Genomic DNA, 25,243 nt, shown 5'->3' with positions numbered 1-25,243 from the left:
AATGTGGTTTGCCAGAAAATAAAAGTCATTGAAATCCCTGTATTAGATCAAAATAATTGTTATTATTTTATGATCCAAGTTCGTTTACAAAAGTTTATTTCGTTTCTTTATAATAATCCCCAAGAAAAAAGCTGCTTCTCTTTTCGCGAATATTTGAAACGAAAAATGAGTTGGTCTGATTTCAACGATTTATTTTCTTTAAAAGAGTTTAAAAATAACGCTTAATTTTCATTTAGTGATTGAAAGATTAATACAAAAAGCAGTATTTATGAATGGAATAAGTTGGATGTACAAGCAATTGATTTTAATCTCTTTTGGCTTGAAAGGTTTTGTGACCATCGCTATAGACCGGATACATTCGGACAAGATCAGGTTTTTTCTCCTTTCCTTGTCCGAATGAAGCCCGCTTTCAGACACGATTTTAAAAAGCAGTTTAAAAAGAGACCGGTTTCATTTTGAAACCAATCTCTTTTTATGCATTATGACTTCCTTATACACTCACAAACTGTATTCTCTTTGTCCTCAATATAACCAATTATTCCACCATTGAGTCCAATTCCACTATTCTCAACCCCTAGAGTGGTAATTAATCTGCAATAAAATACTTTGCATGATTTTCTAATAACATGGAAGACTTATCGGTTATTATGATGCATTCATCTAATTCGAATGCCTTACATAATGTGTTTTTATCACTTTTTGAATTGTCAGCTAATACATAGCATTCTTTTGATTTTTCTTTTACAATTGCTTTTTTATTCGCTTCTCTAAAATCAGGTGTATTTATCCCATTTTCCACGCTAAACCCTGATGTTCCCAAGAATGCCTTGTCAAAATATAGATTTTTTAAAGTCAATTCTGTCAATGGTCCTGAAATAGAGTCTAGTGTTTTATTTACTTCTCCACCAAGAACAATACAATTTATGGTAGGACTATCTAACTCATAAATAACTTGTATATTAGAAGTTATAACTGTAATGGTTTTATCTTTTAGATATTTAATCATTTGCAAACAGGTCGTACCTGAATCGATATAAACCACTTCATTATCCTTAACTAATGATGCAGCAAATCTAGCAATCCGTTCTTTTTCTTCCTTGTACATTTCTTTCTTTTCTACCACTGGGATATCGTAGGAACTACTTTTTAACTTCACTCCTCCGCCCCTAAGAGTTTGGATTTGTCCTTCTTCCTCGAGCATTTTTAGATCTCGCCTAATCGTCGACTCTGATACTTCGGAAAAAAGCCCGACTAAGTCTTCTAAAAATACAATTTCCTTCTTTCCTAGTTCTTCTACAATTTTTTTTTGCCGTACATAAGGTATCATACTCCAAGCCCCATTTTTTATTATTCGAAATATTAACTATACAACTGAACTGCTTTTCACTTCATCTAAGGTAGGCATAGCATCCTGTCCGCCGATGTTTAAAACCGTTAATGAACTAACTTTCGAAGCGAAATTACCCGCTTCGCGAAGATCCATTCCATTAATCTTCCCATAGGCAAAAGCCCCTATATAGGAATCCCCTGCACCAGTTGTTTCGACCACTTTTACTTTATTAGGTGGGATATAAAGCTTTTCCGTACCATTAAAGATTAGACTTCCTTCTGCTCCAAGGGTTATGATTAAGTGCTGCCCTACTTTAGCATGAAGTAGTTCACATACTTTTTCAGCCTCCTGGTAACTTGAGACCTCTTTTCCTGCATAGTAACTTGCTTCTGACTCATTTACCACAAAACAATCAACCATCTTTAATGCCTCTTCGGAAATCTCACTAGCAGGAGCTCCATTTAAAATCACGTAACAGTTATATTTTTTTGCCTTTTTTATCGTATATTCCACAACTTCAATCGGAACTTCTAATTGTAGAATGACGACTTTACTTTCCGCAATCACATTTTCAGCATGGTCAATATCAGTTTGGGTTAAGGAGTAATTTGCCCCTTTAGCAATAGTTGCAACTAAACTTCCATCTTCTATTGCGTTTACAACCCCTATTCCTGTATTGGTTGGGACCGTTGTTAGACAAGTAGTATCAACACCATATTTGGTAAGATTTTGTTTTAGAACCTCTCCAAAATAATCATTACCTATTTTTCCAACCATGTAGGTTTTCAAGCCCAATTTAGCACATTGAACGGCTTGGTTTGCTCCTTTTCCACCGCTGCAAAAAGAAATATTATCTGCTGAGTAGGTTTCACCAATGGCAGGTAATTTCTTTTGTTTAAAAATGATATCGAAATTCAAACTGCCAACAACCGTTACAAATCCTCCACTCATGATTAGCTACCAACCTTTTCAGAAAGACTATTTTTTATATTAGTTTTCAAATGTGAATTCTTACGATTTAACTTTTGAAGTTTTTCTTGAATCACCTCAAAATATGCAGCTACTACAATAATAGCACCGGTAGCTATATATTGCCAAAATGCATCGACACCTACTACTACTAGTCCCACCTTTAGTGCAGACAAAAGCAAAGCACCAAGAAGTGTTCCTAAAATGTTCCCTTTACCACCTGCTAAACTAGCTCCACCAATGGCAGCAGCAGCAATTGCATTTAATTCATAGGATTGTCCCGCTGTTGGTTCTCCACTTCCTAAACGAGCTAATAAGATCATTCCAGAAAGTGCAGCAGCAACACCACAAAAAGCATATGTGTATATTTTTATTCTAGTTACATTAACTCCTGATAGTCTAGTAGCTTCTTCATTCCCGCCAAGTGCATATATATAAGTTCCAAACTTGGTATACTTTAAGATAATATGACTGACAATCGCAAACGCAAATAATAGGATGACAGAAACTGGGATACTTCCAAAGAGATCTCCGTCTAGGAAGGTTCTATAATCACTAGGAATATTTAATACTGGCCATCCCCCAGTTATAATATAAGCTAACCCTCGATATCCACTCATCGTTCCTAACGTAACAATAAAAGGCTGTAATTTTAGTTTTGTAATAAGTAAACCGTTAATAGCACCTAGGATGAAACCAATGATTGCACCGGCCACTATCGCTAAAATGGGATTGACCCCTCTAACCAGTAAATCTCCTACCACAACAATGACAATCGCGAAAATAGAACCAATTGATAAGTCAATACCTGCGGTAATAATCGCATAGGTAATCCCGATTGCTAACAATCCATTGATTACGCTCTGATCAACGATATCAATGAGATTGTTATAGCTTAAATAGATTGGATCAATGATAGAAAAAATAACCATCATAATGATTAAGGCAATGACAATACTAAATTCACGACTTAAACCCTTTAAATTAAACATTTCCGCTTACCCCCATTGCATATTGAAGAATTCGTTCTTCATTTAATTCATCTTTTTTAAGTTCCGTAACTTTCTTACCTTCCCTCATTACTACCACTCGATCACACAATCCAATAATTTCGGGTAATTCTGAAGATACGACGATAATGGATTTACCCTTTTCGATTAAATCCTCCAGGACCCGATAAATTTCAGCCTTCGCACCCACATCTACACCTTTTGTGGGTTCATCTAAAATTAAGATATCAGCATCAGAAGAAAGCCATTTTGATAAGATTACTTTCTGCTGGTTACCACCACTTAAATCATTGGTTAAATAGTTAGGATCCTTCGGGTTTAAATCGATTTCCTTCATAAATTTATCGCAATTTTCATTTAGCCTCTTGTAGCTTACAAACCCATACTTTAAAAATTTATCTAAACTGGCAATACCAGTGTTTTTTGCATTATCAAAATTTTTGATATATCCTTGCGTTTTCCGGTTCTCCGGGATTAATCCAATACCAAACTTAAGAGCATGGGTTGGTGATTTTATCTCAACAGTTTTACCATTAATCTTGATTGTTCCACTATCTTTTTGATCAGCACCAAAAATAGTCCGTACAACATCTGTTCTTTTAGCACCCACTAGTCCTGCAAAGCCTAGGATTTCCCCCTTTTTTAGATGAAAGGAAATTGGCTCATACACTCCATTTATCGATAAATTGTCAACCTCTAAAACAACCTCATCGCGTACATTGGATGGTTTAGTACGGACTGCAAAGGCAGCAACATCACGACCAACCATGTACCTGATTAAATCCTCTTTCGTAATGTCAGCAATTTCTAATGTTTGAATAAATGTTCCATCACGTAAAACCGTAGCCCGATCGCAAATTTCAAATATCTCATTAAGCCGATGACTAACATAAAGAATCGTAATGCCATTATTTTTTAGTTCATGGATAATTTTGAATAAAGCATCCGTTTCATTAGTCGTTAATGAAGCAGTTGGTTCATCAAAGGAGATAACTTTAGCATTATGGTACAAAGCTTTGGCTATTTGAACCATCTGCATCTCACCTGTACTTAGCTCCGAAGCAAGATCCTCACTCCGAAACTTACAATTAAGTTTTTCTAGTAATTCGTTTGCTTTTTTGTGAATCTTTTTAAAATCAATAAAAGGCCCTTTTCTTGGTTCATATCCAAGCGCAATATTTTGTCCAATGGTCATGTGTGGGATTAGATTTACTTCCTGGTGAACTTTTGCGATTCCTTGCTTTATGGCATCATCCGTATTTTTGAATGAAACAGGAGCATGATCTATTTTAACTACACCTTCGTATTCAGCGTAAACTCCATGAAGAATATTTAATAAAGTAGATTTTCCTGCCCCATTTTCCCCTAGAAGTGCATGTATTTCTCCTTTTTGAATGCTAAAATTAACTCCTTTTAAGGCTTTAACACCAGGGAAAGTTTTTGATATATTTTCAAAATTAATAATGTTTTCAGACCTTCTTTTCATCATTTGTTTCCCCTTTATTACCAAAGTCGAATCAAATGATTCGACTTTGGTATTAATAATTTGATTTTCTACTCAGCAAACTGTGGCTCTGTCCATTGAATAATTTCCTCTGCAGGTTTATCAACATTGGTGCTATCAATTAATGCTTGCGGAGTCCATACAACGCGTGGTACTTTTTGTCCTCCTAAAGCTCTTAATGTCGCTTCAATAGCAATTTGAGATTTAAATCTTGGGAATGAATCGATCGTTGCGTCCAATTCACCTTTGCGGATTGAATCATACGCTTCACCAATACCATCTACACCAACAACAAGTATATCTTTGCCAGAATCATTAATCGCTTCTTGAACACCTAACGCCATAGTGTCGTTATTACAGAAAATTGCTTTTAGATCTGGATACTTTTTGATCCATGTTTCGGCTAAATCCTTTGATTTTGCACGATCCCAGTCCGCATTCTGTTTTGCAACAATCTCAATATCTGGTGCATTCTCTTTCATATAATTTTCAAAACCGGTTGTTCTTTGTCTTGCAGCAAAGGCTTTTGGCATCCCTACGACGATGGCAACTTCACCTTTACTGTTTAATTTATTCGCAATCCATTCAGCAGCCAATTCACCATTTTGAATAGCTTTAGGACCAACATAATTTGGAGCCTCACTGATTAGTCCATCATTAACATTAAAAACAGGAATTTTTGCTTTTTTAGCCTCTTCGACACCTGGAACAAGATTGCTATCGGATATTGGAGATAATAATAAGGCAGTGTATTTCTTGTTTACCATATCTTCAACAATCGATAATTGTCCCTGTTCATCACCTTCACCTTGTGCAGACTTCACATCGATGGATACTTTGTATCCCCTATCTTGAAGTTTCTTTACGCCTTCTTCATACCCTTCCTTCAAGGTTCTCCAATATTCATTTTCAAATGCTTTTGCAACAGCTCCGAACTTCACATCGCCCTCAGGTTTTGGAATATCTCCAAGACTACTTCTTAGTTCTTTAAATTCAATTCCTTTTGCATCATCTGGGTTAAAACCTGCATTTGCTTTATCTGCACTTCCGCTGGATTGACTACTACATGCTGCAAGACCAATAGATAACGAAACAACTGACAATAAAACAGGTAATTTTTTCAACATGTGAACCCTCCTATAATAGGTAACCGTTTTCATTCATATAAAAAATTTTTAGGCAAATACCTTTTTTGTTTTTCTAGTTTATAGGGTTATTTATTTCAAACATTCCAATAGCAATTGTGTAGCAGCAACGCCGTCATTTTCCTCGATGATTTGTTCGATTCTCTCTAGACCAATTTGGTCAACGAGATAGAATATTTTATTTATTAATTTAACATTCTGTTTAATTTCTTCGATTGGGTTTTCTCTAACAGGAAAAGTATCGAAATAGATAGCATCTTGATATTTGAATTTCTTTAAATAATAGATAAATTCTAAAGTTTGCAAGAATGAAGAAGTACCCACCATTAAACCATCATCATTTAAACCGTAGCCATCGTTGATATGTACTCCGTAAAGTTTGTCTTGCTTCGCTACAAGAGTTAGTCCAAATCCTGGATTCTCATGTTTCATTAACATATGACAATAATCAAGCGTTACTCCGACATTAGGTCGTCCAATTTCGTTTACCATCAACAAGGAAAGCCCGACACTATCGATTAGTGAATAAGCCCTTGGCTGAAAAGGTTTATATTCAATACTAATCCTCAAATCTGGTGCATAGTCAGCAAGTTTACAAAAATATTCTTTAACTTGATTCCAAGCTTCTTGATAGTTTACTTGAAAAGGATAATCAAAACCGTCATATCCTAACCAAATAGTTAAAACCTTTCCCCCTAAACTGCGGCAGATATCGGCTGCCTCACAGCATAATTGAAACGCTTCCATTGAAATGCTAGAGTTTTTGTTTCCTAACTCCCCATTTATAAACTGACTTCTAAAACGCAATGCCAAACCATTCACTTCTAAACCCGCATTTGATAATGTCGTTTGTATTGCTTGTAAAGAATGATTTTCAAAATGTTCTGGGTAGTTAAGATCAACACTTGTTATTCCATCAATTTTTGAAATGGATTCTATCGCTAGAAGAATATCATTATTAACTGTTGGAAGAATGGAATTAATTCGGGTAGCCAATTTAAGTTTAGTAGCCGTTTTCATTTTTGTCCTCCTCTTAACTTTTCATAGTATTTTTTCTTCTCCTTTAATTTAACATCATATTTTTTCATTTTCAACTACTTTTTTTAATATTTTTTCATTATTTTTTAAATTTTTTCAATTCATTTCATCCTTTTCGCGATAATTTTAAAAAAATAACCAAATTTACTTTATTTATTTAATAGGTTGAAACGTCTAATTGTTCTAGTTTCAATTATTAATCATGTCATGAACCTATTAACTAAAGTTTTAATTAGAGAAGAAAACAGTCTAATAAAATTTATTAAACCGTTCGTTGAAAAAATGGGATACCTATCATTTTAATATTCACACAAAAAACCCGAATAATGGACTTCTTTAATAGAAGTCCATTATTCGGGTTTTGTTCACACTAAGAGGAGGTATTATAATTCTTTGCCATTAGTTTCGATTACTTTTTTATACCAATCAAAGGAATCTTTCTTATATCGCTTCATGGATCCATTACCTTCATTATCACGATCAACATAAATCATACCATAACGTTTTTTCATTTCACCTGTTGTGAATGACACGATATCGATGATTCCCCATGGCGTATATCCCATTAAATCAACACCATCGTAATTTACTGCTTTTTCTAATGCTTCAATATGTGATTTTAGATATTGAATTCTTTCTGGGTCATGGATGGAGCCATCTTCTTCTACTATATCCACCGCACCAAAACCATTTTCTACGATAAATAATGGAATTTGGTAGCGATCATAAAAACGGTTTAATGTATAGCGGAGTCCAGTAGGATCAATCGCCCAACCCCAGTCGCTGGATTTAATATATGGATTTTCTACACCATTAGGTAATCCGCCATTCACGATATCTCCAAGGTTATCCTTTACCACATCGCTTTTAACGGTGGTAGACATATAATAACTGAAACCTAAATAATCAACCGTCCCATTTTTTAAGATTTCTGCATCGCCATCTTCGAACTTGATATTATACCCTTCTCTTTCAAATTCTTTTAAAGCGTAACTTGGATAAGATCCGCGGACATGTACATCAGCGAAGAAGTAGCGTTGTCTCATTTCTTCCTCTGCTAGCATCACATCTTCTGGGTTGGATGAATAAGGATAAATCGGAACATGCGAAACCATGGCCCCAATTTGGAACTCTGGGTTAATTTCTTTTCCTTTTGCTACAGCCAAAGCACTTGCAACTAATTCATGATGACCTGCTTGGTACATGACTTCTTTCGCATTTTCTCCTTCTTCTACAGTAACACCTGAATTTGTCCATAAAAACAGGGGATTATTCACGTCCATTTGGTTATTAATTTCATTAAAAGTCATCCAGTATTTCACTTTGTCCTTATAACGATTAAAGCAAACCTCAGCGAATTTCGCAAAAAAGTCTACTACTTTTCTATTTTTAAATCCGCCATATTCTCTTGCCAAATGTAACGGCATTTCGAAATGAGATAAGGTAATGACAGGTTCAATTCCATACTTGAGCAATTCATCAAATACATCATCATAGAATTGTAATCCTGCCTCGTTCGGTTCAACTTCATCACCTTTTGGAAAAATTCTGCTCCATCCGATGGAAGTTCTTAAACACTTTAATCCCATTTCTGCAAATAAAGCGATATCTTCTCTATACTTATGATAGAAATCAATGGCTTCATGATTCGGGTAGAATTCATTCTCCTCGACTGTTTCTGTTATTTTTCTTGGTACGCCATGTGCTCCTGCTGTCAAGACATCAACAACACTTGGTCCTTTACCGCCTTGATACCATCCACCTTCAAATTGGTGAGCGGCTAAAGCGCCGCCCCATAGAAAATCCTTTGGTAATTTTGCCATGTCCATTTCCCCCTTATTTCACTACTGTGAATAATTTCTGATCTAATGTAATTTCTTTAATATTTTCGATAATAATTTCTTTAAACGCATGTGTATTCGTAATGATTAGAGGCGTAATTGTTTTTAGCCCTTTATCGTGAATGAATTCTTTATCAAATTTGATGAGTAAATCACCTTGTTTGACTTTATCTCCATCTTGTACGTTTAATGTGAAAGGTTTTCCATCTAATGTGACTGTATCTAAACCAATATGCATAAGCATTTCAACACCAGTTTCTGAACGCAAGCCGATCGCATGCTTGGTAGGTGCAATCATCACAACCGTTCCATCAAAAGGAGCATATAATTTGTTTCCTGCAGGCTCGATTGCTACACCTTTCCCCATCATACCTGAGCTAAATACTTCATCTGGAACCTGTGAAAGCGGCATAACTTTACCAACAAAAGGAGCAGCGATTGCTTCTTCACTATTTGGTTGGAAATTCGGTTGTGCTTGCACTTCTGGTGCGTTTTCACTGCCTGCTTTTTCCGCTTTATCTTCACCATATCCGAAAATTTGAATTAAAACGATTGGAAGAATGATAGCAATTGCCACACCTATTAAAATTCCCCAAAACGACATTGGGTAGTCTGCACTTATACCATTTACAAGGGTTAGCGGTCCTGGCAACCCTGCATAGGCAAAGTAATAAACATTAAAGAAACTTGCTACTATGGCACCAATTGCACCTGAAATACAACCAAATATAAACGGTTTCTTAAATCTTAGTGTCACCCCATAAATCGCTGGCTCTGTAATACCAAATAATCCAGTGATACCAGCTGAAATACCGACTTTCCGCACTTCTTGGCTTTTTGTTTTTAAAATAACACCAAGGACTGCTCCCACTTGTGCGATAACGGCGATTGTTTGATACGCCTGGAAGGAGTCGCGGCCGTATAAATCAAAATTCGCTAATACCATTGGAGTGACTCCCCAATGCACACCAAAAATAACGATTACCTGCCAGAACCCGCCAATAATGGCGCCCGCCACCACAGGTGCATTTTCTGCTAAGAAATTATAACCATCAGCAATTCCATTTGCTCCCATAGTTGTAATAGGACCAATAAATCCAATCGTTAAAGGTACCATAATTAACATACTAAAGAATGGAACAAATAAAGGTCTGATTACTTCGTTAATACTCTTATTCAAAAATCTTTCAAGGTAAGACAAAATCCATACTAAAAAGAGCGGCGGAAGCACGGAAGATGTATACGTAGTCTTAGATAACGCCAGCCCTAAGAACGTAATGCTTTCTCCACCCGCAATTCTCGCGGCCATTTCTGCCCATGTTGGACTAACTAAGGCAGCACTACAGGCCACTGCTATAAATGTGTTTACTTTAAAGTGTTTAGATGCTGTAATCGCAATAAAAATCGGTAAAAAAGTAAATGGTGCCCATGATATAAAACTTAAAACCTCGTAGGTACCAGTTTTTGCAAAACTATCAAACACCAAATTAATTAAAATTAACGTACCTTGTAAAATACCAGCTGCAGCTAGAATATAGATAAACGGCGCAAAAACCGCTGACATCGTCGCAATAATTCGGTTTAAGATCGTTCCTTTTTGTTCGCTTTCTTCACTGGATGTTTCTAAATTTACTAAACTTGAAAACTTCTCAAAGACTTCCCCTACGTGCTGTCCAATTACCACTTGAAATTGACCGCTGTTCTCTACTACCGTGATGACACCAGGCATAGAAGCTACCTTTTCTTTGGCTTTGGGATTAGAGCGCTTTAGCACTAATCTTAGTCTAGTTGCACAACGTGTTGCCCCGATGACATTCTCTTCTCCGCCGACAGCTTCGAGTATGTCATTCGCGAGCTTCGTGTAATCTCTAACTTTTCCCGACATGTGAATCCTCCTCAATTAATTATACGCTTTCATTTAAATTTATAAGGTCATATTAATATTGTACCGGTATAATTCATTGTAATTGTACCGGTATAATTTATCAATACCCAAATAATAAAATTATAAATATATAATATTTTTGTTCGGTTTATGCTATAATTCTAATAATGAAGCAAGTAAATTTAACTAATGAGGAATGAATATGTTAAAGTACCAGCAAATCGCATTTGAAATAGAAAAATATATTGAAGATAATTCCCTTCAACAAGGAGATAAGCTTCCAGTTTTAGAAACCTTAATGACTCAATTCCAAGTGAGCAAGAGTACGATTACTAAATCTCTAGAGCTATTGGAGAAAAAAGGAGCCGTCTTTCAAGTCAGAGGGAGCGGAATTTTTGTTAGAAGACATAAGAGAAAAGGATATATTAGTCTGCTTTCAAATCAAGGATTTAAATCGGACCTAGAGGATTTCCATGTAACCTCAAAAGTAATTGAATTAGAGTTAAGAAAACCAACCCAAGAAGCGGCTGGTAATTTAAACCTTACGCTCGATAACGATGTCTATTATGTAAAAAGAGTTCGGTATATTAACGGGCAAACCTTATGCTTCGAAGAATCCTACTATAATAAATCCATCGTTACGTATTTGAATGAGGAAATTGTTTCAGAATCGATATTTAATTACATTAGGGAAGGGTTAGGATTAAAGGTCGGTTTTTCAGATATATTCCTTCATGTAGATAAATTGAATGAGGAAGAAGCAGCGTATTTAGGTTTAGAGATTGGATCACCAAAACTCTACGTTGAAACGATTTTTCATTTAACGAATGGCCAGCCCTTTGACTTCTCCAAAGTCACTTATAACTATCAACAATCTCAGTTCTTCATCCAAGCAACTAGTCATTTATTATAGGTGCCAAGGGGGTGCCAAGGGGACGGTTCTCATGGCTGAATTATGGTTAACTCAACCACTAAAAAGCCATCAGAACCATCCCCGCGGTTCACCATGGTTCAGAATGGAGGATAGACATGACAGCCTTTTGGGGAGAAGTCGTTGGTACGGCCATTTTAATCTTTTTAGGCGGGAGTGTATGTGCTGGCACCGCGTTAAAAAAGTCTTTTGCTCATAATGCAGGTTGGTTTGCAATTCAATTTGCGTGGGGGCTGGCGGTAACTTTGGCCATTTTTACGGTTGGAAAATATAGCGGGGCCCATTTAAATCCAGTGATAACCTTAGTCTTTGCATTTTCAGGAACTTTCCCCTGGGAGCAGGTACCAGACTACATAATCGCTCAGTTTATAGGAACAATGATTGGTTCAACAGGAGTCTTCTTGCAATTTTTTCCTCATTGGAAAGAAACAAAGGATCCAAACGCCATACTGGGTGTTTTTGCGACAAGTCCTGCTATTCAGCATACGTTTTCTAATATTTTAAGTGAGATATTAGCCACTTTTATTCTCGTACTTGGGATTCTATCGATTGGTGCCAACAAGTTTACAGAAGGTCTCCATCCCATAGCCGTCGGGTTTTTAATTATTACTCTCGGGTTATCTTTAGGCGGCTCAACCGGTGCTGCGCTTAATCCAGCTGTGATTTAGGGCCAAGAATCATGCATTGTCTTTTACCCATCCCAGGTAAAGGTCATTCAAATTGGCGATATGCATGGATACCAGTAGCAGGCCCGATACTGGGCGGATGCATGGGTGGATTTTTTTACAATAGTGTGTTTTATGGAAAAATGACCTTTGAATTGTTAATTACGTTAGGATTAACAACGCTTGTATTAATTTTTTCATATCTTTCTGGAATGAAAAAACAAAAGATTATAAAGAAAAAAATAAAAACTGAACAACATCCTATAGTGACTAACGGGATGAGTTAACTGAAGAACGAAGTTAAAAAAAGTCGGTGTAAAACACTGGCTTTCTTTTTTATATTAATTTCACCGTCATTTGTGAAACGGACTAGAATACTTTAGCATTCTAGACAAAAAAGGTAAGCTAGACAAGATATGTCATTATGATATATCTTGTCTAGCTTATTTTATTGTTTTGCTTAAGGTCATCATTATTTTCCTTTGTTATTAAAGTGCTGGTTAATCGTTCGACAAGTTTGAAGAAGAGCATCCGCTAGCTTCTCTTCATTGCCATAAAAACGAGTAGATGGGAGCGGAATCGAAATTGCCCTTAAATTCCCCATTTGATCAGAAATAACTGCGCCCACAGCACAAATTCCTTGTATGTGTTCTTCCTTGGCAAAAGCAACCCCCTCTTTACGAACCACTTCTAATTCCTTTAACAATTCATACCGGCTTGTAAGCGTATGGTCATTGTACTGCGGCAGGTTCTCCGGTAACAATCTCTCAACCTCAGCTATAGGTAAGGAGGCTAGTATGGCCTTTCCGTTGGCCGTGCAATGTAATGGAAAGGACGCACCGGGTTGTGAAGTCGCTTGTAATGGATGCGGAGCGATAATTTGATCCACGAAAAGCACCTTCCCGTTATCTAATACGGACAAGTCCACCGTTTCATTGACTTGGCTCGATAATTGTATTAAAAATGGTCTAACTTCTTCCCTTAAATCACTCTGGACAGCAGCCCCAAGCATCGCAATCTCGGTCCCTAGACGGAATCCTTCGTCAGAGGAAACTGCTGCCACAAACTTTTCCTGTTCTAGTGTAGCAACAATTCTTTGAACCGTAGATCTAGCCAGGCCCACTTCTTTGGCAATTTTCGACAGGCTTAATCCTTTGGGATGATCTTTAAGTGCCCTTAGAATATTAGCCGCACGAGAGATCACCTGAACAGTAGATATTTTCGTTTGATCCTGTTTATCGTTGTTCAAAAGTATGAACTCCTTCCTCAAATATATCCCATCTATTATAACTGAAATTTGACTTGTTTTTGTATATTGGATCGTGGAATAGATATGTTTTAAAGAATCACTAAGAAAATTATGGGAAAAGTTTGTGATTGACATATGATTTTACTATTCATTATACTATAGTTAAGAAAAATGATACATCTGTATCATGATGTGGTTAATTATTTTATCATTAATACTATATAAAGAACGTTCTTGAATAAATTCTCGGATTTTCATATTAAAAAAAGAATTCCATAAAAGATGAGGGATAGAAATGGGTTTAGTTAAGGTTGGCGTGATTGGAATAGGAAATATGGGCAGTTCCCATGTTCAAATGCTGGATCAAGGACAAATCAAAGGGGCAGCTTTAACGGCGATTTGCAGTAGGAATGAAAGTCGAATCGAGTGGGTGAAAAACAGTACAAAAGGAAATGTGCAAATTTTCCAGGATGAAGAGACTTTTTTTAATGAATCAGGAATTGATGCCGTTCTTATTGCCACACCGCATTACAGTCATCCAGAACTCGCCAAAAAAGCCTTTGCTAAAGGAATACATGTCCTCATTGAAAAACCAGCAGGCGTCTATACAAAAGATGTGCTAGAAATGAATGAGGCATCGAAATCTAGTGGAAAAGTGTTTGGCATCATGTATAACCAAAGGGCCAATCCGCTTTATCAAAAATTACGGGACCTTATTCACTCAGGTGAACTTGGCGATATCAAACGGATCAACTGGATTGTTACGGATATTTACCGTCCACAAAGCTATTACGATTCAGGTAAATGGAGAGCCACATGGAAAGGCGAAGGTGGCGGTGTTCTATTGAATCAGGCACTTCACCATTTAGATATTTGCCAGTGGACAACAGGGTTACTGCCAAAGAGCATTCGTGCCATGTGCAGAATAGGAAAGTATCATGATATTGAAGTAGAAGATGATGTAACCGCATTTTTGGAGTATGAAAATGGGGCAACAGGTGTATTTATTACTTCAACTGGAGAAGCTCCCGGGTCGAATCGCTTCGAAGTTGCTGGAGATCGCGGGCAAATCATTGTTGAAAATGAAGAACTTACTTTTTACCGATTAACACAATCAGAACGTGAATTTAATGCTTCGTATACAGGCGGATTCGGTAAGCCTGAATGGCAGAAAGTCGAAATTCTAGTAAAGTCTGAAAATGCGAATCATTCAATGATTGTTCAAAATTGGATCGATTCGATTGTAACAGGTTCATCGTTATTGGCACCAGGTGAGGTCGGAATAAAGGCGCTGGAAATTTCAAATGCCATTTACTTATCTTCTTGGTTAAACGAAATGGTAGAATTACCAGTCAACCCAGACCTTTATTATGAAAAATTACAAGAAAAAATCAACACTTCCACATTTAAGAAAACCTCCGTCACCAACACTACCTTAAATGTTTCTGGGACACATTAAGTACTACAAGGAGAACAGTACCTGTTACTGTTCGCCTTTTCTCAGTAGGTTTTTATCGTCGGAGGTATATATTCTAAAAATTTATCTAATAATACGTCTGGTTGTTCTGCAATAATTGCCATCGAACGGAATTTCTCTTGGAGGAATCTTTGTTCGATCATATGGTCAAACAGGCTAATCAATGGGTCATAGTAATGATTAATATTTAGAAGACCACAAGGCTTTTGGTGCAAGCCAATCTGACCCCAAGTGAACATTTCAAAAAACTCTTCATGTGTACCGGTTCCACCAGGCAAGACCACATATCCATCAGACATATCAGCCATTTTCGCTTTTCTCTCGTGCATGGTTTCAACCTTAATTAACTCGGTTAATCCTTTATGAGATAGTTCACGTTCCTCCAACACTCTAGGGATCACACCAATCGCATGACCGCCTTCATTTAATTCTGTATCTGCAACCGCACCCATCAACCCATTACTTGAACCGCCGTATACTAATGTAATGTCCCGTTTAGCTAACTCTTTTCCTAGTTGAATAGCTCCTGTTCTATAAGCCTCTGAAGCACCGAAACTTGAACCGCAAAAGACTGCTAATCGTTGCATGATCCTGCCTCCCTATTTTTCTATCTATTATAATTTATTCACACTGGAACTTGAATATTATTAACCCTTACTTTAGACGATAAAAATAGAGAGAGTTTTATCCCACCCCTTAACTTACTGGCTCTTTCACCAATAAAAAAGGGCCAGTCCCCAACACAATAACGTAGTGTGTGACTGACTCTAGTGACTTTTATAACAATTTTCAACTAAGCTTTACTATATGTTAATTCTCTTATCCAAAGGACATCTGATACAGGCTGGGGATTGCGCCCATACAGTTCACTTGCTTTAAAAGCATGTACATCATCATATATAGCTTTCATTCGGTCATACACCCATTCTTCCGTTCTATGTACTGGTGTCCAGCAAAAAATGTCCATTTTATTCAACTCATTTGTGACCATATGGATTCTTTCATAACGAATGGAATTCATCTTTAAGAAAGAATTCTTTTCATAAAATCTTATTCTTTTATCCGAGTCGGGATCTAGAATAGTAACTGGTTCAACCTCCAGTATGATCGTTTTTCCCTTTCGTTTTAGCTGGTCAAGGATCTTACTTCCTCTCCCATTTCCACGGTTGTTTCGGGTCACTAGTATATAATCTATGAAGATACAATCAGACATTTCGAAGTAGACTATTACATAATCTGTACTTTCCTCTAATTGATAGATTCCTTGTTTTTCGTGAAAAAGGATTTCAAAATGCTTTTTGGATTTCATTTCTTTTTCTGGAAAATAATCAGTCAATCTACTATACCAGTCGCTCATTAACATACCCCTTTGCCCGAATATTTGAATATGACAACATGATGTCTACCTTATTTTAGTTAATCAATGTAAATATTTTGTTAAGACAGTTTTAAACATTTGTACTATTATTGTAAATCTGAAAATTACAATAATATTTTTTGCTAAAATAGGGCTGTTATGATCTTTTACATATTTCAAAAATAGGGAGAGTTTTGCAGATGAAAAAAAACAAGGGAAAAATAACAGCATTGCTTGGCTGGAGCCTGCACGCAATCGAAGCGATTGACAAAATGAATCGACCCTATGTGGTTGTTGGTCCCCCTGAATTTCAAGGGTTTGCTGACACCCATGACATCCAGTTTATCCCATGGGTATTCGACAATTTAGATGAACGGTCTGATGATCTCTATGAAAAATTAAAGGATCTTAATACAAAAGTAGCTGTACCAATCTACGAGGAAACCGTTGAATGGGCGGGTGCCTTGAATGCTAGGCTACAGAATAACACGCGCATTTTCCAAAAATCTCTTTTATTGAGAGACAAGGGATTGATGAAGCGTAAAGCACAAATGGCAGGCATCCGTGTGGGTGTATTTGCAGAAGCTGAAAACAAAGATGATATCTATCGTTTCTTAAATAGAGTAAATGAAGCATTAATCAAACTGGATGGAGATATGAATGACCCTATTCATGTAAAACCATTTAATAAGGCAGGAACCGTTGGCCACCGGTTGATTCGGGACCGACAAGACATTGAACAAATTTCCGAGTCAGAATTTCCCCTTCTGATGGAAAGTCACCTAGATGGTCAGGAATTCTCCTGTGAGGCCTTTATCCATGATGGCAAGGTAAGATTTCTAAATATAACCGAATACGTAAAGCTAGGTCACTCGAACTTCGTGCCTGCTTCCCCTTCCCTTGAAGAATGGCGGCCGCAGATCAAGGAAGCAATCGAGAAGCTTGTCGACGCCTTTGAAATCAAATATGGAGTGATACACCCTGAATATTTTATTGCCCCGGATGGAACATTGAATTTCGGCGAGGTGGCTGCACGTGTTCCTGGTGGTCATATTTTTGAATTGATCGAAAAGGCATACGGCTTCAGTGCGTTTCAAGCACAGGTGCTTTGTAGCGACCCTGATACAACCGAAGAAGAACTTGAGGCCTTTTTCCCTGAGGAAGTGGTATCTGCAAAGGGATATGCCGGCAGCTTGATGGTTTACCCAAACGTAAAAATCATTGAAAGACTGAATATGCCAGAGGAGCTCAAAAACCATCCTTATTTTGAAAGACATGATATGTTCATTCCTGTCACCTCCAAAGTGGCAGAACGAGTGGGCTTTGGGAACCATTATGGGACGATTTTTTTCTCCGGCAATGACAGTGAAGTCATGAGAACACTCATGAAACAATATGAAAAATATGATTTTTACCTTTAAGGGGGGAAGAAAAGGATGACGAATCAAACAAAGAAGAAAAGAATGAGTAAACTAACATCAGTCTTAAAAAATAGATTTGAAACGGCCCTTGACAGGCTTGAGGAGGCTAAACCATTTGCGAAAAGCATGTACCAGACGGACGTCTTCCAACTAGCGATTGAGCTTGCTCGTTCAGAGGACGGTCTTCCGATCCTCTATGGACATGCCCCTCGGTTTGACAAAGCTGGCGTCTTTCATGGCGGCCCGTGGGAAGACCCTGCGAAAATGCAGTCTCCGCTTGCCGGCGGTTCACTGAAGCTAAAAGGTGTTCAATCCATTATTGAATTGTTAAGTGAAATGAGAATGCTTGCGATTGCCAAAGGTGATTACATACACGAGAACATCCGCTCAGAAGAAGCATGCGCATTTTTAAATGAAATCCTCGCTCTTAATCTCGATCTTTTGTTCCCTAGGGAAATCGAGGAAAACCGTATTCAATTAGAAGATCATATGATACGGGCTCAGCACTTGTTTCACTACTTGGGTCAAGAGCTATCGTTTAAAGCAATAGCTGATAAAATTGCTCAGGAGATCAACCGCCTTACTGTTCAGCGTCCAATTATGACTGGACGGATTTTAAACATGATCAGCATGTTTGAACCATTAATTGAAAGTGTAAAGGATGAAAAAACAGCCGAGGCTCTTAAAAAGTACTCACGTGCGGCCAATGCTCCAACACCGCTCAGCAAAGAAACATCCAATCAAAGGAAATATAGGATTAAATTAGCGGATGCTTATTCGGATGAACTTGAGGCTGAGGCTAGAATCTTTGCAGGAGCGATGAAAGATACCGGGCTTGTTTCACCCTATCATGCCGTGCTGCTGCGTTTCCTTAACCGGAAGTATCCTGACTTTATTCCAGCTGCCCTTGATTTATCGGAAACAGGAACTGCAAGCTTCAATGCCAACAAAGAACTGGTTCACGATATGATTCAGCTGTCTATTTTTCCTGAAACACGTCAGGCAATCTACGGCCTTGCAAGAATGCTTGACCGAGGGGTTCTTTCGCAGGATTCGCTCCTCCCTGCCATTCGCCGCCTGTTTGAGCTTCCAATTCATTCTCAGGTAAAGCAGATCCTTTCAAAGCCTGAATATGAACAGTGCGGGATTAGTCTAAATGGTGTACTTGTTGCTGGAGTCGTTAGTGTTCTCGGACAGCCACTTGGTGTCGGGCAGGGATTCAATCCAACCTGCCAGTCAGCGAGAGCCATATCCCTCTGGTCCCAGCATGGAATTGGCCAGTTGCTGGAATACATTGCCCGTGCCGCCCGTGATCATGATATTGACATGACATTTGAAGGTGAAACCATCCACTCAAGCTTCCTCGAGGTCGGAGTTGCAGGAGAAATCCACCAAGAGTTGGATCCTGTATCCATTGTTCTTGTGTCCCACCTCGATAAAATTTATACAGAAATGATGAAACGAACCATCCTTCGCGGAGAGGACGGTCATAAGTGGGTGAACCCGGAATTTTATGGTGAATGGATTCCAAAGGGCTTTATGAATGTCATCAATCCATTCACACTGAAAGTCGCTAACTATTCCACATTCGTTAGGCTGTTCTATGCCACCCACCATCCGGATTATAACGAAGGATACGAATTGATTTATCCAAACCCGGTTGGCATTTTTACGACAAACGTACACGGGGCGCTGCTCGGTCTGCATGCCGTAGCAATTCAAAGAATTAAAAAAGACCAGAATGGGGATTACCGGATTTATTTTTACAATCCCAACAACGATAGCGGCCAGAATTGGGGTCAAGGTATAGAGCCAAGCGTTTTCGGTTTCGGTGAAATTGAGGGTGAATCGTCCCTTCCATTTCATGAGTTTTTGTCAAGAATGTATGCCTTTCACTATAACCCATACGAACAGGGAGACATCTATATGGTAGAAGACAGCCGTGTGGAAGAAGTCGAAGCTTTGGCAAAAGACAGTTGGGGTAAAAATTATGTGTGGGAATGAATACACACCGTCTCAAGGAGGAGCGTCATGAAAGTATCTATCATTGGCACTACTGGATATGGCGGTGGTGAACTTTTTCGTATATTACATCATCATCCTGTATTTAGAATACAATCTGTGCATACGACCAGGGATGAGCTTCCATTATATGAAGAGTTCCCACATTTGAACGGAATTACAAACTTAAAACTGGAGCATATCGATGCTGGAGAAATAGCCAAGCATTCAGATATCGTTTTTATAGCCGCCCCATCAGGGGTATCAAGTAAGCTTGTCCCAGCCTTCGCAGATACAGGTATTCAAGTGATTGACTTATCCGGTGACCTGCGGCTTACCAATGGAGAAATGTATAGAAAATGGTATAAGCATGAACCCGTTGATAGCCATTTATTGAAAAAAGCTGTTTATGGGTTGAGTGAGTGGAATAAAGAAAAAATTATTGATGCAAAATTAATCGCTAATCCTGGCTGTTATTCTACTGCCACTCTTCTGGGTCTTGCACCAGTGGTAAAAGAAGGACTGATCGACCCGGATTTAATCATTATTGATGCAAAATCTGGTGCTTCCGGTGCTGGAAGATCTGTATCTAAAAGCCTGCTATTCTCGGAAATTAATGAAAATTTCCGAATATATAAGGTAAATGAACATCAGCATATTCCTGAAATCGAGCAGCAATTGAACCTTTGGAATGCAGGAGTTTCACCGATTACTTTCAATACCCATTTGCTGCCGATTACAAGAGGAATCATGGCTACCATTTATGTAAAGCTTACAGAAAAAATGAGTACTGATAGACTCATTGAATTATATAAAGAACAGTATTTGAGGAGTCCGTTTGTAAGGATAAGAAAGAAAGGTTATTTCCCATCTGTAAAGGAAGTAGCAGGCTCCAATTATTGTGATATTGGATTACATGTTGACGAGAGAACAGGAAGATTAACCATCGTTTCTGTTATCGATAATCTCATGAAAGGGGCTGCCGGTCAGGCGGTTCAAAATGCCAATTTGATGAATGGATTAGATGAGAAAACGGGATTAGAGTTTATTCCCTTGTACCCATAAGGAGGATTCAGAATGCCAACTTTGATAAAGGATAAATTAGTTGAAATTGAAAATGGGAATATACTATCACCACAAGGATTTACATCAGCAGGGGTCAATGCCGGCCTCCGCTATACTAAAAAGGACTTAGGGGTCATTATTAGTGAAATCCCGGCTTCATCTGCGGCAGTTTATACCACAAACCAATTCCAAGCAGCTCCTTTAATAGTAACCCGAGAAAGCATAGCGAGTGAAGGACTCTTACAGGCTGTTATTGTAAACAGTGCCTGTGCCAATGCTTGTACAGGAGTAAGAGGACACAAGGATGCATTAAAAATGCGCTCGTTAACATCTGAAAAATTCAACATTAAGGAAACTTATGTGGCTGTTGCATCAACAGGTGTTATTGGGAAGTATTTAGATATGGATAAAATCACAAACGGCATTCAATCATTATCACCAGGCAATTTAAACAGTGATGCCGTTGATTTTCAAACTGCTATTCTGACTACCGATATTGTGATGAAAAGCTGCGGATACTCAGCCATCATTAACGGCAAAACCATTACAATTGGGGGATCGGCAAAAGGGTCCGGCATGATACACCCTAACATGGCTACTATGCTGGGTTTCTTAACAACGGATGCAGCCATCCCTCCTGAGAATTTATCGGCAGCCTTAAAAATGGTAACCAATAATACTTTTAATCAAATTACCGTGGATGGAGATACCTCTACAAACGATATGGTTCTTGTTATGGCAAACGGGCTGGCAGGTAATAATCCGTTAAATCCAGAACATCCAGAATGGGAAACATTTGTTGAGCTTTTAACTAAGGCCTGTGAAAATTTAGCCAAGCAAATTGCTATGGATGGAGAGGGAGCTACGAAGTTAGTTGAAGTTGAGGTACTAGGAGCAAAGGATCATGAGGAAGCAAGATTCATTGCCAAACAAATTGTTGGGTCAAATTTAGTGAAAACCGCCATATTTGGTGCCGATGCCAACTGGGGACGAATCATCGGTGCGATCGGGCAGACAAAGGCGGCAATCAACCCTTATACAGTCGATATCGCCATCGGTCCTATTAAGATGTTAGAAAATAGTGTACCGTGTGTGTTTTTAGAGGACGAAGCACACAATTATTTAAATCAGCCATTTATTAAGATTTTAGTTGATCTTCATGTGGGTAAAGGATCCGGTAAGGCATGGGGCTGTGACCTATCTTATGACTATGTCAAAATTAATGCCAGCTATCGTACGTAAGGATCGGTGAAAAAAGATGAAATATATTGTTATTAAATGTGGCGGCAGTGTTTTGGACGAGTTAACACCCTCTTTTTTTACAAGCCTTTCCGATTTGGAAAAGCGTGGGTTTAAACTGGTCTTTGTCCATGGCGGCGGGCCTGATATTAATGAAATGCTTGAATTATTTAATGTGAAACCACAATTTGTAAATGGACTTCGTAAAACAGATGAGCATACACTAAATATCGCTGAAATGATACTATCAGGCCAAACAAACAGAAAGCTTGTGGCAATGCTTCAGCAGCACCAATTCTCCGCTATTGGGATAAATGGAAGTGATGGCGATTGTTTACAAGCTGATTATATTAACCGGAAAGAGCTTGGTTTCGTTGGAGAAATCAGCATGGTGAATACAGAATTCTTAGAACTTGTTGTTAATGGGAACTATATTCCGGTCATTACCCCGATAGGAATAACAGAAAACGGCGAAAAACTTAATATTAATGCAGATTATGTGGCAGCAGAGGTGGCTAAGGCCCTTCATGCAGAACAATGCCTATTTGTTACCAATGTGGATGGAGTATTCATTGAGGGCTCGCTTTCAAGTTACCTTTCAAAACAAGACGTCAATACCTATATTGCAAATGGGGAAATCAGCCGCGGGATGATTCCGAAAGTTCAATCCGCTCTTAATTCTTTGGAAAAAGGCGTTGAAAGCGTCATGATCGTTTCCGGTAAAAAAACATTTTTTGAAAATGGCAATTGGAATGGTACGAGAATATATGATAAGGAGCCGATCATAATTGAGTAACTTATTTCCAACCTATGCACGCTGGGAGATTGAACCTGAATCAGCAAGCGGCAGTCAGATGATTGATAAAAATGGAAAAAAAGAGGAATTGGAAAATGGAATTAACATTATAAAAGAAGTTTTGGAGAAAGAATATATGTCAGCCGAATAGTAGATTGATTATTTATGAGTCAAAAGATTCGAAGAACCCGAAATATTATTTCGTGGTTCTTTTTTATTTGAAATATCTAGCGTTTTATGTTAAATTAATCAAATAATTATTTCAATTTAAAGAATATTCATAAAATTAAACAGACTATTACACTCCTGCAATTTTAGCCTCTTCAGTTCAGTTGGTAATATTGAAGAACAAATCTGCCAGCTAAATCGCCATCATTTCTCGGTCTGAACAAAGCATTTGTGTTTTTTTCTCCTAATAAGTAATTCTCTTTATATTTTGTCAATATGATACTGTGAAGGCAATATGCAGAGAAGGGAATGGATATATGGGACTTTTTCTATTTACTTCGGAGGATTCATTTCAAAGAGCCTTTTATCAGTTATGGAAAACTTCCGCATTAACCAAAAGTTTATTTCAATCTGCAGTTTTTGAAGAAGCTGCTGCCCTTCTCAAAGAACCGAATGGATTGGCAAAGATTTTTAAATATGCGCATCTCTTTGACGAAGCTGGGGTATTTGCGGGGAAGCCATGGGAGAATGTCCGCAAGCTTAATCCCACTCTTGTAAGAGGCACTTTGCATGCCGGCTGCATCACTGCAGCAGCTGAGGCAATGAGCGATCTGAGAATTCTCGCCATTGCAAGAGGTGATTATGTACATCCAGAAATGTCGGCGGAAGAAGCAACTGAATTTTTAACGAAGGTCATGGCTTTGAATCTGGATCTTCTTTTAATGAAGGAAACGGAAGAAAATCGGGTAACGCAGCTTTACAAAGACAAACAAGCGTCAGAGCTTCTGGGATTTATCTCAGACCATTGTTTTTCTTCCCATGTTTTTCAAATTCTGTATCAGGAAATAGATAATCTCGCTGTCCAAAGGCCTATCGTAACGAAAAAAATCCTGAAATTGATTGCCAATGCAAGAAGATTAGCCGGCGACCGGAACGTTGCGGATTCAAGCTTGATGAAATACGAAAATGTAGTCTATTCACCATCAGTTTTAGCAGCTGCTGCTAAGAAAAGTTATGAAAATAAACTGAAAACCAGTAATGATTTAGTACTAATCAAGGAAGCCGAGCAGCTGCGTGAATCCACGAAGCATACCGGTCTTGTTTCACCCTTCCATGTATTATTTTTAAAATTTATAAATAAAGAAAAGACAGACTTGCTGCAGAGCCTGCTGGTCGTGGACGAAACGGCCAAGGAAAACTTGCGCTCAAATCTGCCTTTTGTTTCTTCTTTAATCACTTCAGCCGTTACGATGAATACTAGGAGAAGCATTTACGGTTTGATACGCCTTCTACAGCGGGATGTATTTACGAGCGAATTTATAAGTGAATTGGTGAAACTTGTAGACGTTCCCATTCATGATCACATTAAGAATAGGCTTATAGCCGCTCATAAAATATTAGATACATCTGCAATTCGTTCTCTTATAGTCTCAGGAATGATAAGCGTTTTAGGGCAGCCCCTAGGGATTGGCCAAGGTTTTAACCCAACATGCCAATCAACAAGAGCGCTCAGTTATTGGTCACAAAAGGATCCTGTCATGTTGCTCAAATTATTTAATCATTTTCTTGAACATGGAAAGATCACCATTAATTTTGAAGGAAGACCCATATCTTCAGATGCGCTTCCTCATGTCTCACTGGACGATGAGGAAAATATTGATACCGTCTCACTACTCTTGATTCCTCACCTTGATTCTATCTATTTTGAAATGTTAAAGGCTGCGAATGGACGCGGGCATGATCCCCATAAATGGATCAACCCCTCTTTTCATATCAATGGAGTTTGGCCCGAGTTTTCAGATATTTATAGTGATTCAGACTTTACAGCCCGATTCTATCGGCACTATCACCCTTCGAGTAATCCAAATGTCAATGAAGGTCTTCCCCAGCCTGCTGGGATTACCATTTACAACCAATCTGGTCAAGTGCTTGGAGCCCATGCAGTACTTATTCAAAGAGTATCCCATGACCCAAAAGGCTACCTTCGCGTTTACTTTTACAATCCAAATAACGACAGCCTTCAAGTATGGGGAAACTCCATCAAAACAAGTGTTTTTGGAAATGGTGAGCTCGAGGGCGAGTCGTCCCTTCCTTTTGACGATTTCCTCTACTTCATATATGCTTATCACTTTCCAAAACAAGATAATTGAGA

Annotated in this window: 21 protein-coding genes and 1 pseudogene; 11 read left to right on the top strand and 11 right to left on the bottom strand. The window is 38.1% G+C overall.

The window, feature by feature from the left end; genetic code table 11:
- The first annotated feature begins 3 nt into the window (after positions 1–3).
- Positions 4–225, top strand: a complete 222-nt coding sequence (locus J7E67_RS18400; RefSeq protein WP_308160494.1) for a DUF2535 family protein — start codon at positions 4–6, stop codon at positions 223–225.
- Between the two features lie 361 nt (positions 226–586).
- Here J7E67_RS18400 and J7E67_RS18395 read toward each other — a convergent pair whose 3' ends face one another.
- From J7E67_RS18395 to J7E67_RS18360, 8 genes are all read right to left on the bottom strand, one after another.
- Positions 587–1,327, bottom strand: coding sequence for a DeoR/GlpR family DNA-binding transcription regulator (locus J7E67_RS18395; protein ID WP_214713665.1), 741 nt, complete (start codon positions 1,325–1,327; stop codon positions 587–589).
- A gap of 36 nt (positions 1,328–1,363) precedes the next feature.
- Positions 1,364–2,281, bottom strand: a complete 918-nt coding sequence (locus J7E67_RS18390; protein WP_214713667.1) for a ribokinase — start codon at positions 2,279–2,281, stop codon at positions 1,364–1,366.
- Between the two features lie 2 nt (positions 2,282–2,283).
- Complete coding sequence (locus J7E67_RS18385; protein ID WP_214713669.1) at positions 2,284–3,291, bottom strand: ABC transporter permease; 1,008 nt, start codon at positions 3,289–3,291, stop codon at positions 2,284–2,286.
- Positions 3,284–4,798 carry a sugar ABC transporter ATP-binding protein gene (locus tag J7E67_RS18380; RefSeq protein WP_251026851.1) on the bottom strand — a complete coding sequence of 505 codons (1,515 nt, stop codon included), beginning with the start codon at positions 4,796–4,798 and terminating at the stop codon, positions 3,284–3,286. Before J7E67_RS18380 ends, J7E67_RS18385 begins: the two co-directional genes overlap by 8 nt.
- A 65-nt stretch (positions 4,799–4,863) precedes the next feature.
- Positions 4,864–5,940 (bottom strand): sugar ABC transporter substrate-binding protein, encoded by a 1,077-nt coding sequence (locus tag J7E67_RS18375; RefSeq protein WP_214713671.1) that lies wholly within the window; start codon positions 5,938–5,940, stop codon positions 4,864–4,866.
- Positions 5,941–6,030: 90 nt separating this feature from the next.
- On the bottom strand, positions 6,031–6,978 hold the full coding sequence (locus J7E67_RS18370; protein WP_214713673.1) for a sugar phosphate isomerase/epimerase family protein: 948 nt from the start codon (positions 6,976–6,978) through the stop codon (positions 6,031–6,033).
- Between the two features lie 401 nt (positions 6,979–7,379).
- A complete protein-coding gene (gene bglA / locus J7E67_RS18365) occupies positions 7,380–8,819 on the bottom strand; it encodes a 6-phospho-beta-glucosidase (RefSeq protein ID WP_214713675.1) in 1,440 nt (479 codons plus the stop codon).
- 13 nt (positions 8,820–8,832) lie between these two features.
- Positions 8,833–10,722, bottom strand: a complete 1,890-nt coding sequence (locus tag J7E67_RS18360) for a beta-glucoside-specific PTS transporter subunit IIABC (protein WP_214713677.1) — start codon at positions 10,720–10,722, stop codon at positions 8,833–8,835.
- Positions 10,723–10,924: 202 nt separating this feature from the next.
- Here J7E67_RS18360 and J7E67_RS18355 point away from each other — a divergent pair, with 202 nt between their 5' ends.
- Together J7E67_RS18355 and J7E67_RS18350 are read left to right on the top strand one after the other, a co-directional pair.
- Entirely contained in the window at positions 10,925–11,635 is a 711-nt protein-coding gene (locus J7E67_RS18355; RefSeq protein ID WP_214713679.1) for a GntR family transcriptional regulator, read from the top strand.
- A 116-nt stretch (positions 11,636–11,751) separates the two neighbouring features.
- A pseudogene (locus tag J7E67_RS18350) lies at positions 11,752–12,605 on the top strand (MIP/aquaporin family protein).
- Between the two features lie 185 nt (positions 12,606–12,790).
- Here the strand turns inward: J7E67_RS18350 and J7E67_RS18345 are convergent.
- Positions 12,791–13,567 (bottom strand): IclR family transcriptional regulator, encoded by a 777-nt coding sequence (locus J7E67_RS18345; RefSeq protein ID WP_214717489.1) that lies wholly within the window; start codon positions 13,565–13,567, stop codon positions 12,791–12,793.
- A gap of 295 nt (positions 13,568–13,862) precedes the next feature.
- On the opposite strand from J7E67_RS18345, the gene J7E67_RS18340 reads away from it, so the two are divergent.
- The gene (locus J7E67_RS18340) at positions 13,863–15,026 is read left to right on the top strand and encodes a Gfo/Idh/MocA family protein (protein WP_214717490.1); all 1,164 of its coding nucleotides are present in this window, start codon (positions 13,863–13,865) and stop codon (positions 15,024–15,026) included.
- 41 nt (positions 15,027–15,067) lie between these two features.
- On the opposite strand, the gene J7E67_RS18335 is transcribed toward J7E67_RS18340, so the two are convergent.
- Positions 15,068–15,631 (bottom strand): LOG family protein, encoded by a 564-nt coding sequence (locus tag J7E67_RS18335; protein ID WP_214732558.1) that lies wholly within the window; start codon positions 15,629–15,631, stop codon positions 15,068–15,070.
- 206 nt (positions 15,632–15,837) lie between these two features.
- Positions 15,838–16,401, bottom strand: a complete 564-nt coding sequence (locus J7E67_RS18330; RefSeq protein ID WP_214717495.1) for a GNAT family protein — start codon at positions 16,399–16,401, stop codon at positions 15,838–15,840.
- Between the two features lie 200 nt (positions 16,402–16,601).
- On the opposite strand from J7E67_RS18330, the gene J7E67_RS18325 reads away from it, so the two are divergent.
- The 7 genes from J7E67_RS18325 to J7E67_RS18295 all read left to right on the top strand — a co-directional run bounded on the left by J7E67_RS18325 (position 16,602) and on the right by J7E67_RS18295 (position 25,241).
- Positions 16,602–17,822, top strand: a complete 1,221-nt coding sequence (locus tag J7E67_RS18325; RefSeq protein ID WP_214732557.1) for an ATP-grasp domain-containing protein — start codon at positions 16,602–16,604, stop codon at positions 17,820–17,822.
- Between the two features lie 15 nt (positions 17,823–17,837).
- Complete coding sequence (locus tag J7E67_RS18320) at positions 17,838–19,826, top strand: hypothetical protein (protein ID WP_251026850.1); 1,989 nt, start codon at positions 17,838–17,840, stop codon at positions 19,824–19,826.
- 27 nt (positions 19,827–19,853) lie between these two features.
- Entirely contained in the window at positions 19,854–20,888 is a 1,035-nt protein-coding gene (gene argC / locus J7E67_RS18315) for an N-acetyl-gamma-glutamyl-phosphate reductase (protein WP_214717499.1), read from the top strand.
- A gap of 12 nt (positions 20,889–20,900) precedes the next feature.
- Positions 20,901–22,130, top strand: coding sequence for a bifunctional ornithine acetyltransferase/N-acetylglutamate synthase (argJ, locus tag J7E67_RS18310; RefSeq protein ID WP_285290736.1), 1,230 nt, complete (start codon positions 20,901–20,903; stop codon positions 22,128–22,130).
- A 16-nt stretch (positions 22,131–22,146) separates the two neighbouring features.
- Positions 22,147–22,923, top strand: a complete 777-nt coding sequence (argB, locus tag J7E67_RS18305; protein WP_214717501.1) for an acetylglutamate kinase — start codon at positions 22,147–22,149, stop codon at positions 22,921–22,923.
- A complete protein-coding gene (locus J7E67_RS18300; protein WP_214717503.1) occupies positions 22,916–23,074 on the top strand; it encodes a hypothetical protein in 159 nt (52 codons plus the stop codon). The genes argB and J7E67_RS18300 overlap by 8 nt, the downstream gene beginning before the upstream one ends.
- 334 nt (positions 23,075–23,408) lie before the next feature.
- Positions 23,409–25,241 carry a hypothetical protein gene (locus J7E67_RS18295; RefSeq protein WP_214717505.1) on the top strand — a complete coding sequence of 611 codons (1,833 nt, stop codon included), beginning with the start codon at positions 23,409–23,411 and terminating at the stop codon, positions 25,239–25,241.
- The last annotated feature ends 2 nt before the right edge of the window (positions 25,242–25,243 follow it).

It is taken from the genome of Bacillus sp. ISL-46, assembly GCF_018613205.1.
This window is presented reverse-complemented; position numbering and strand designations above follow the sequence as displayed.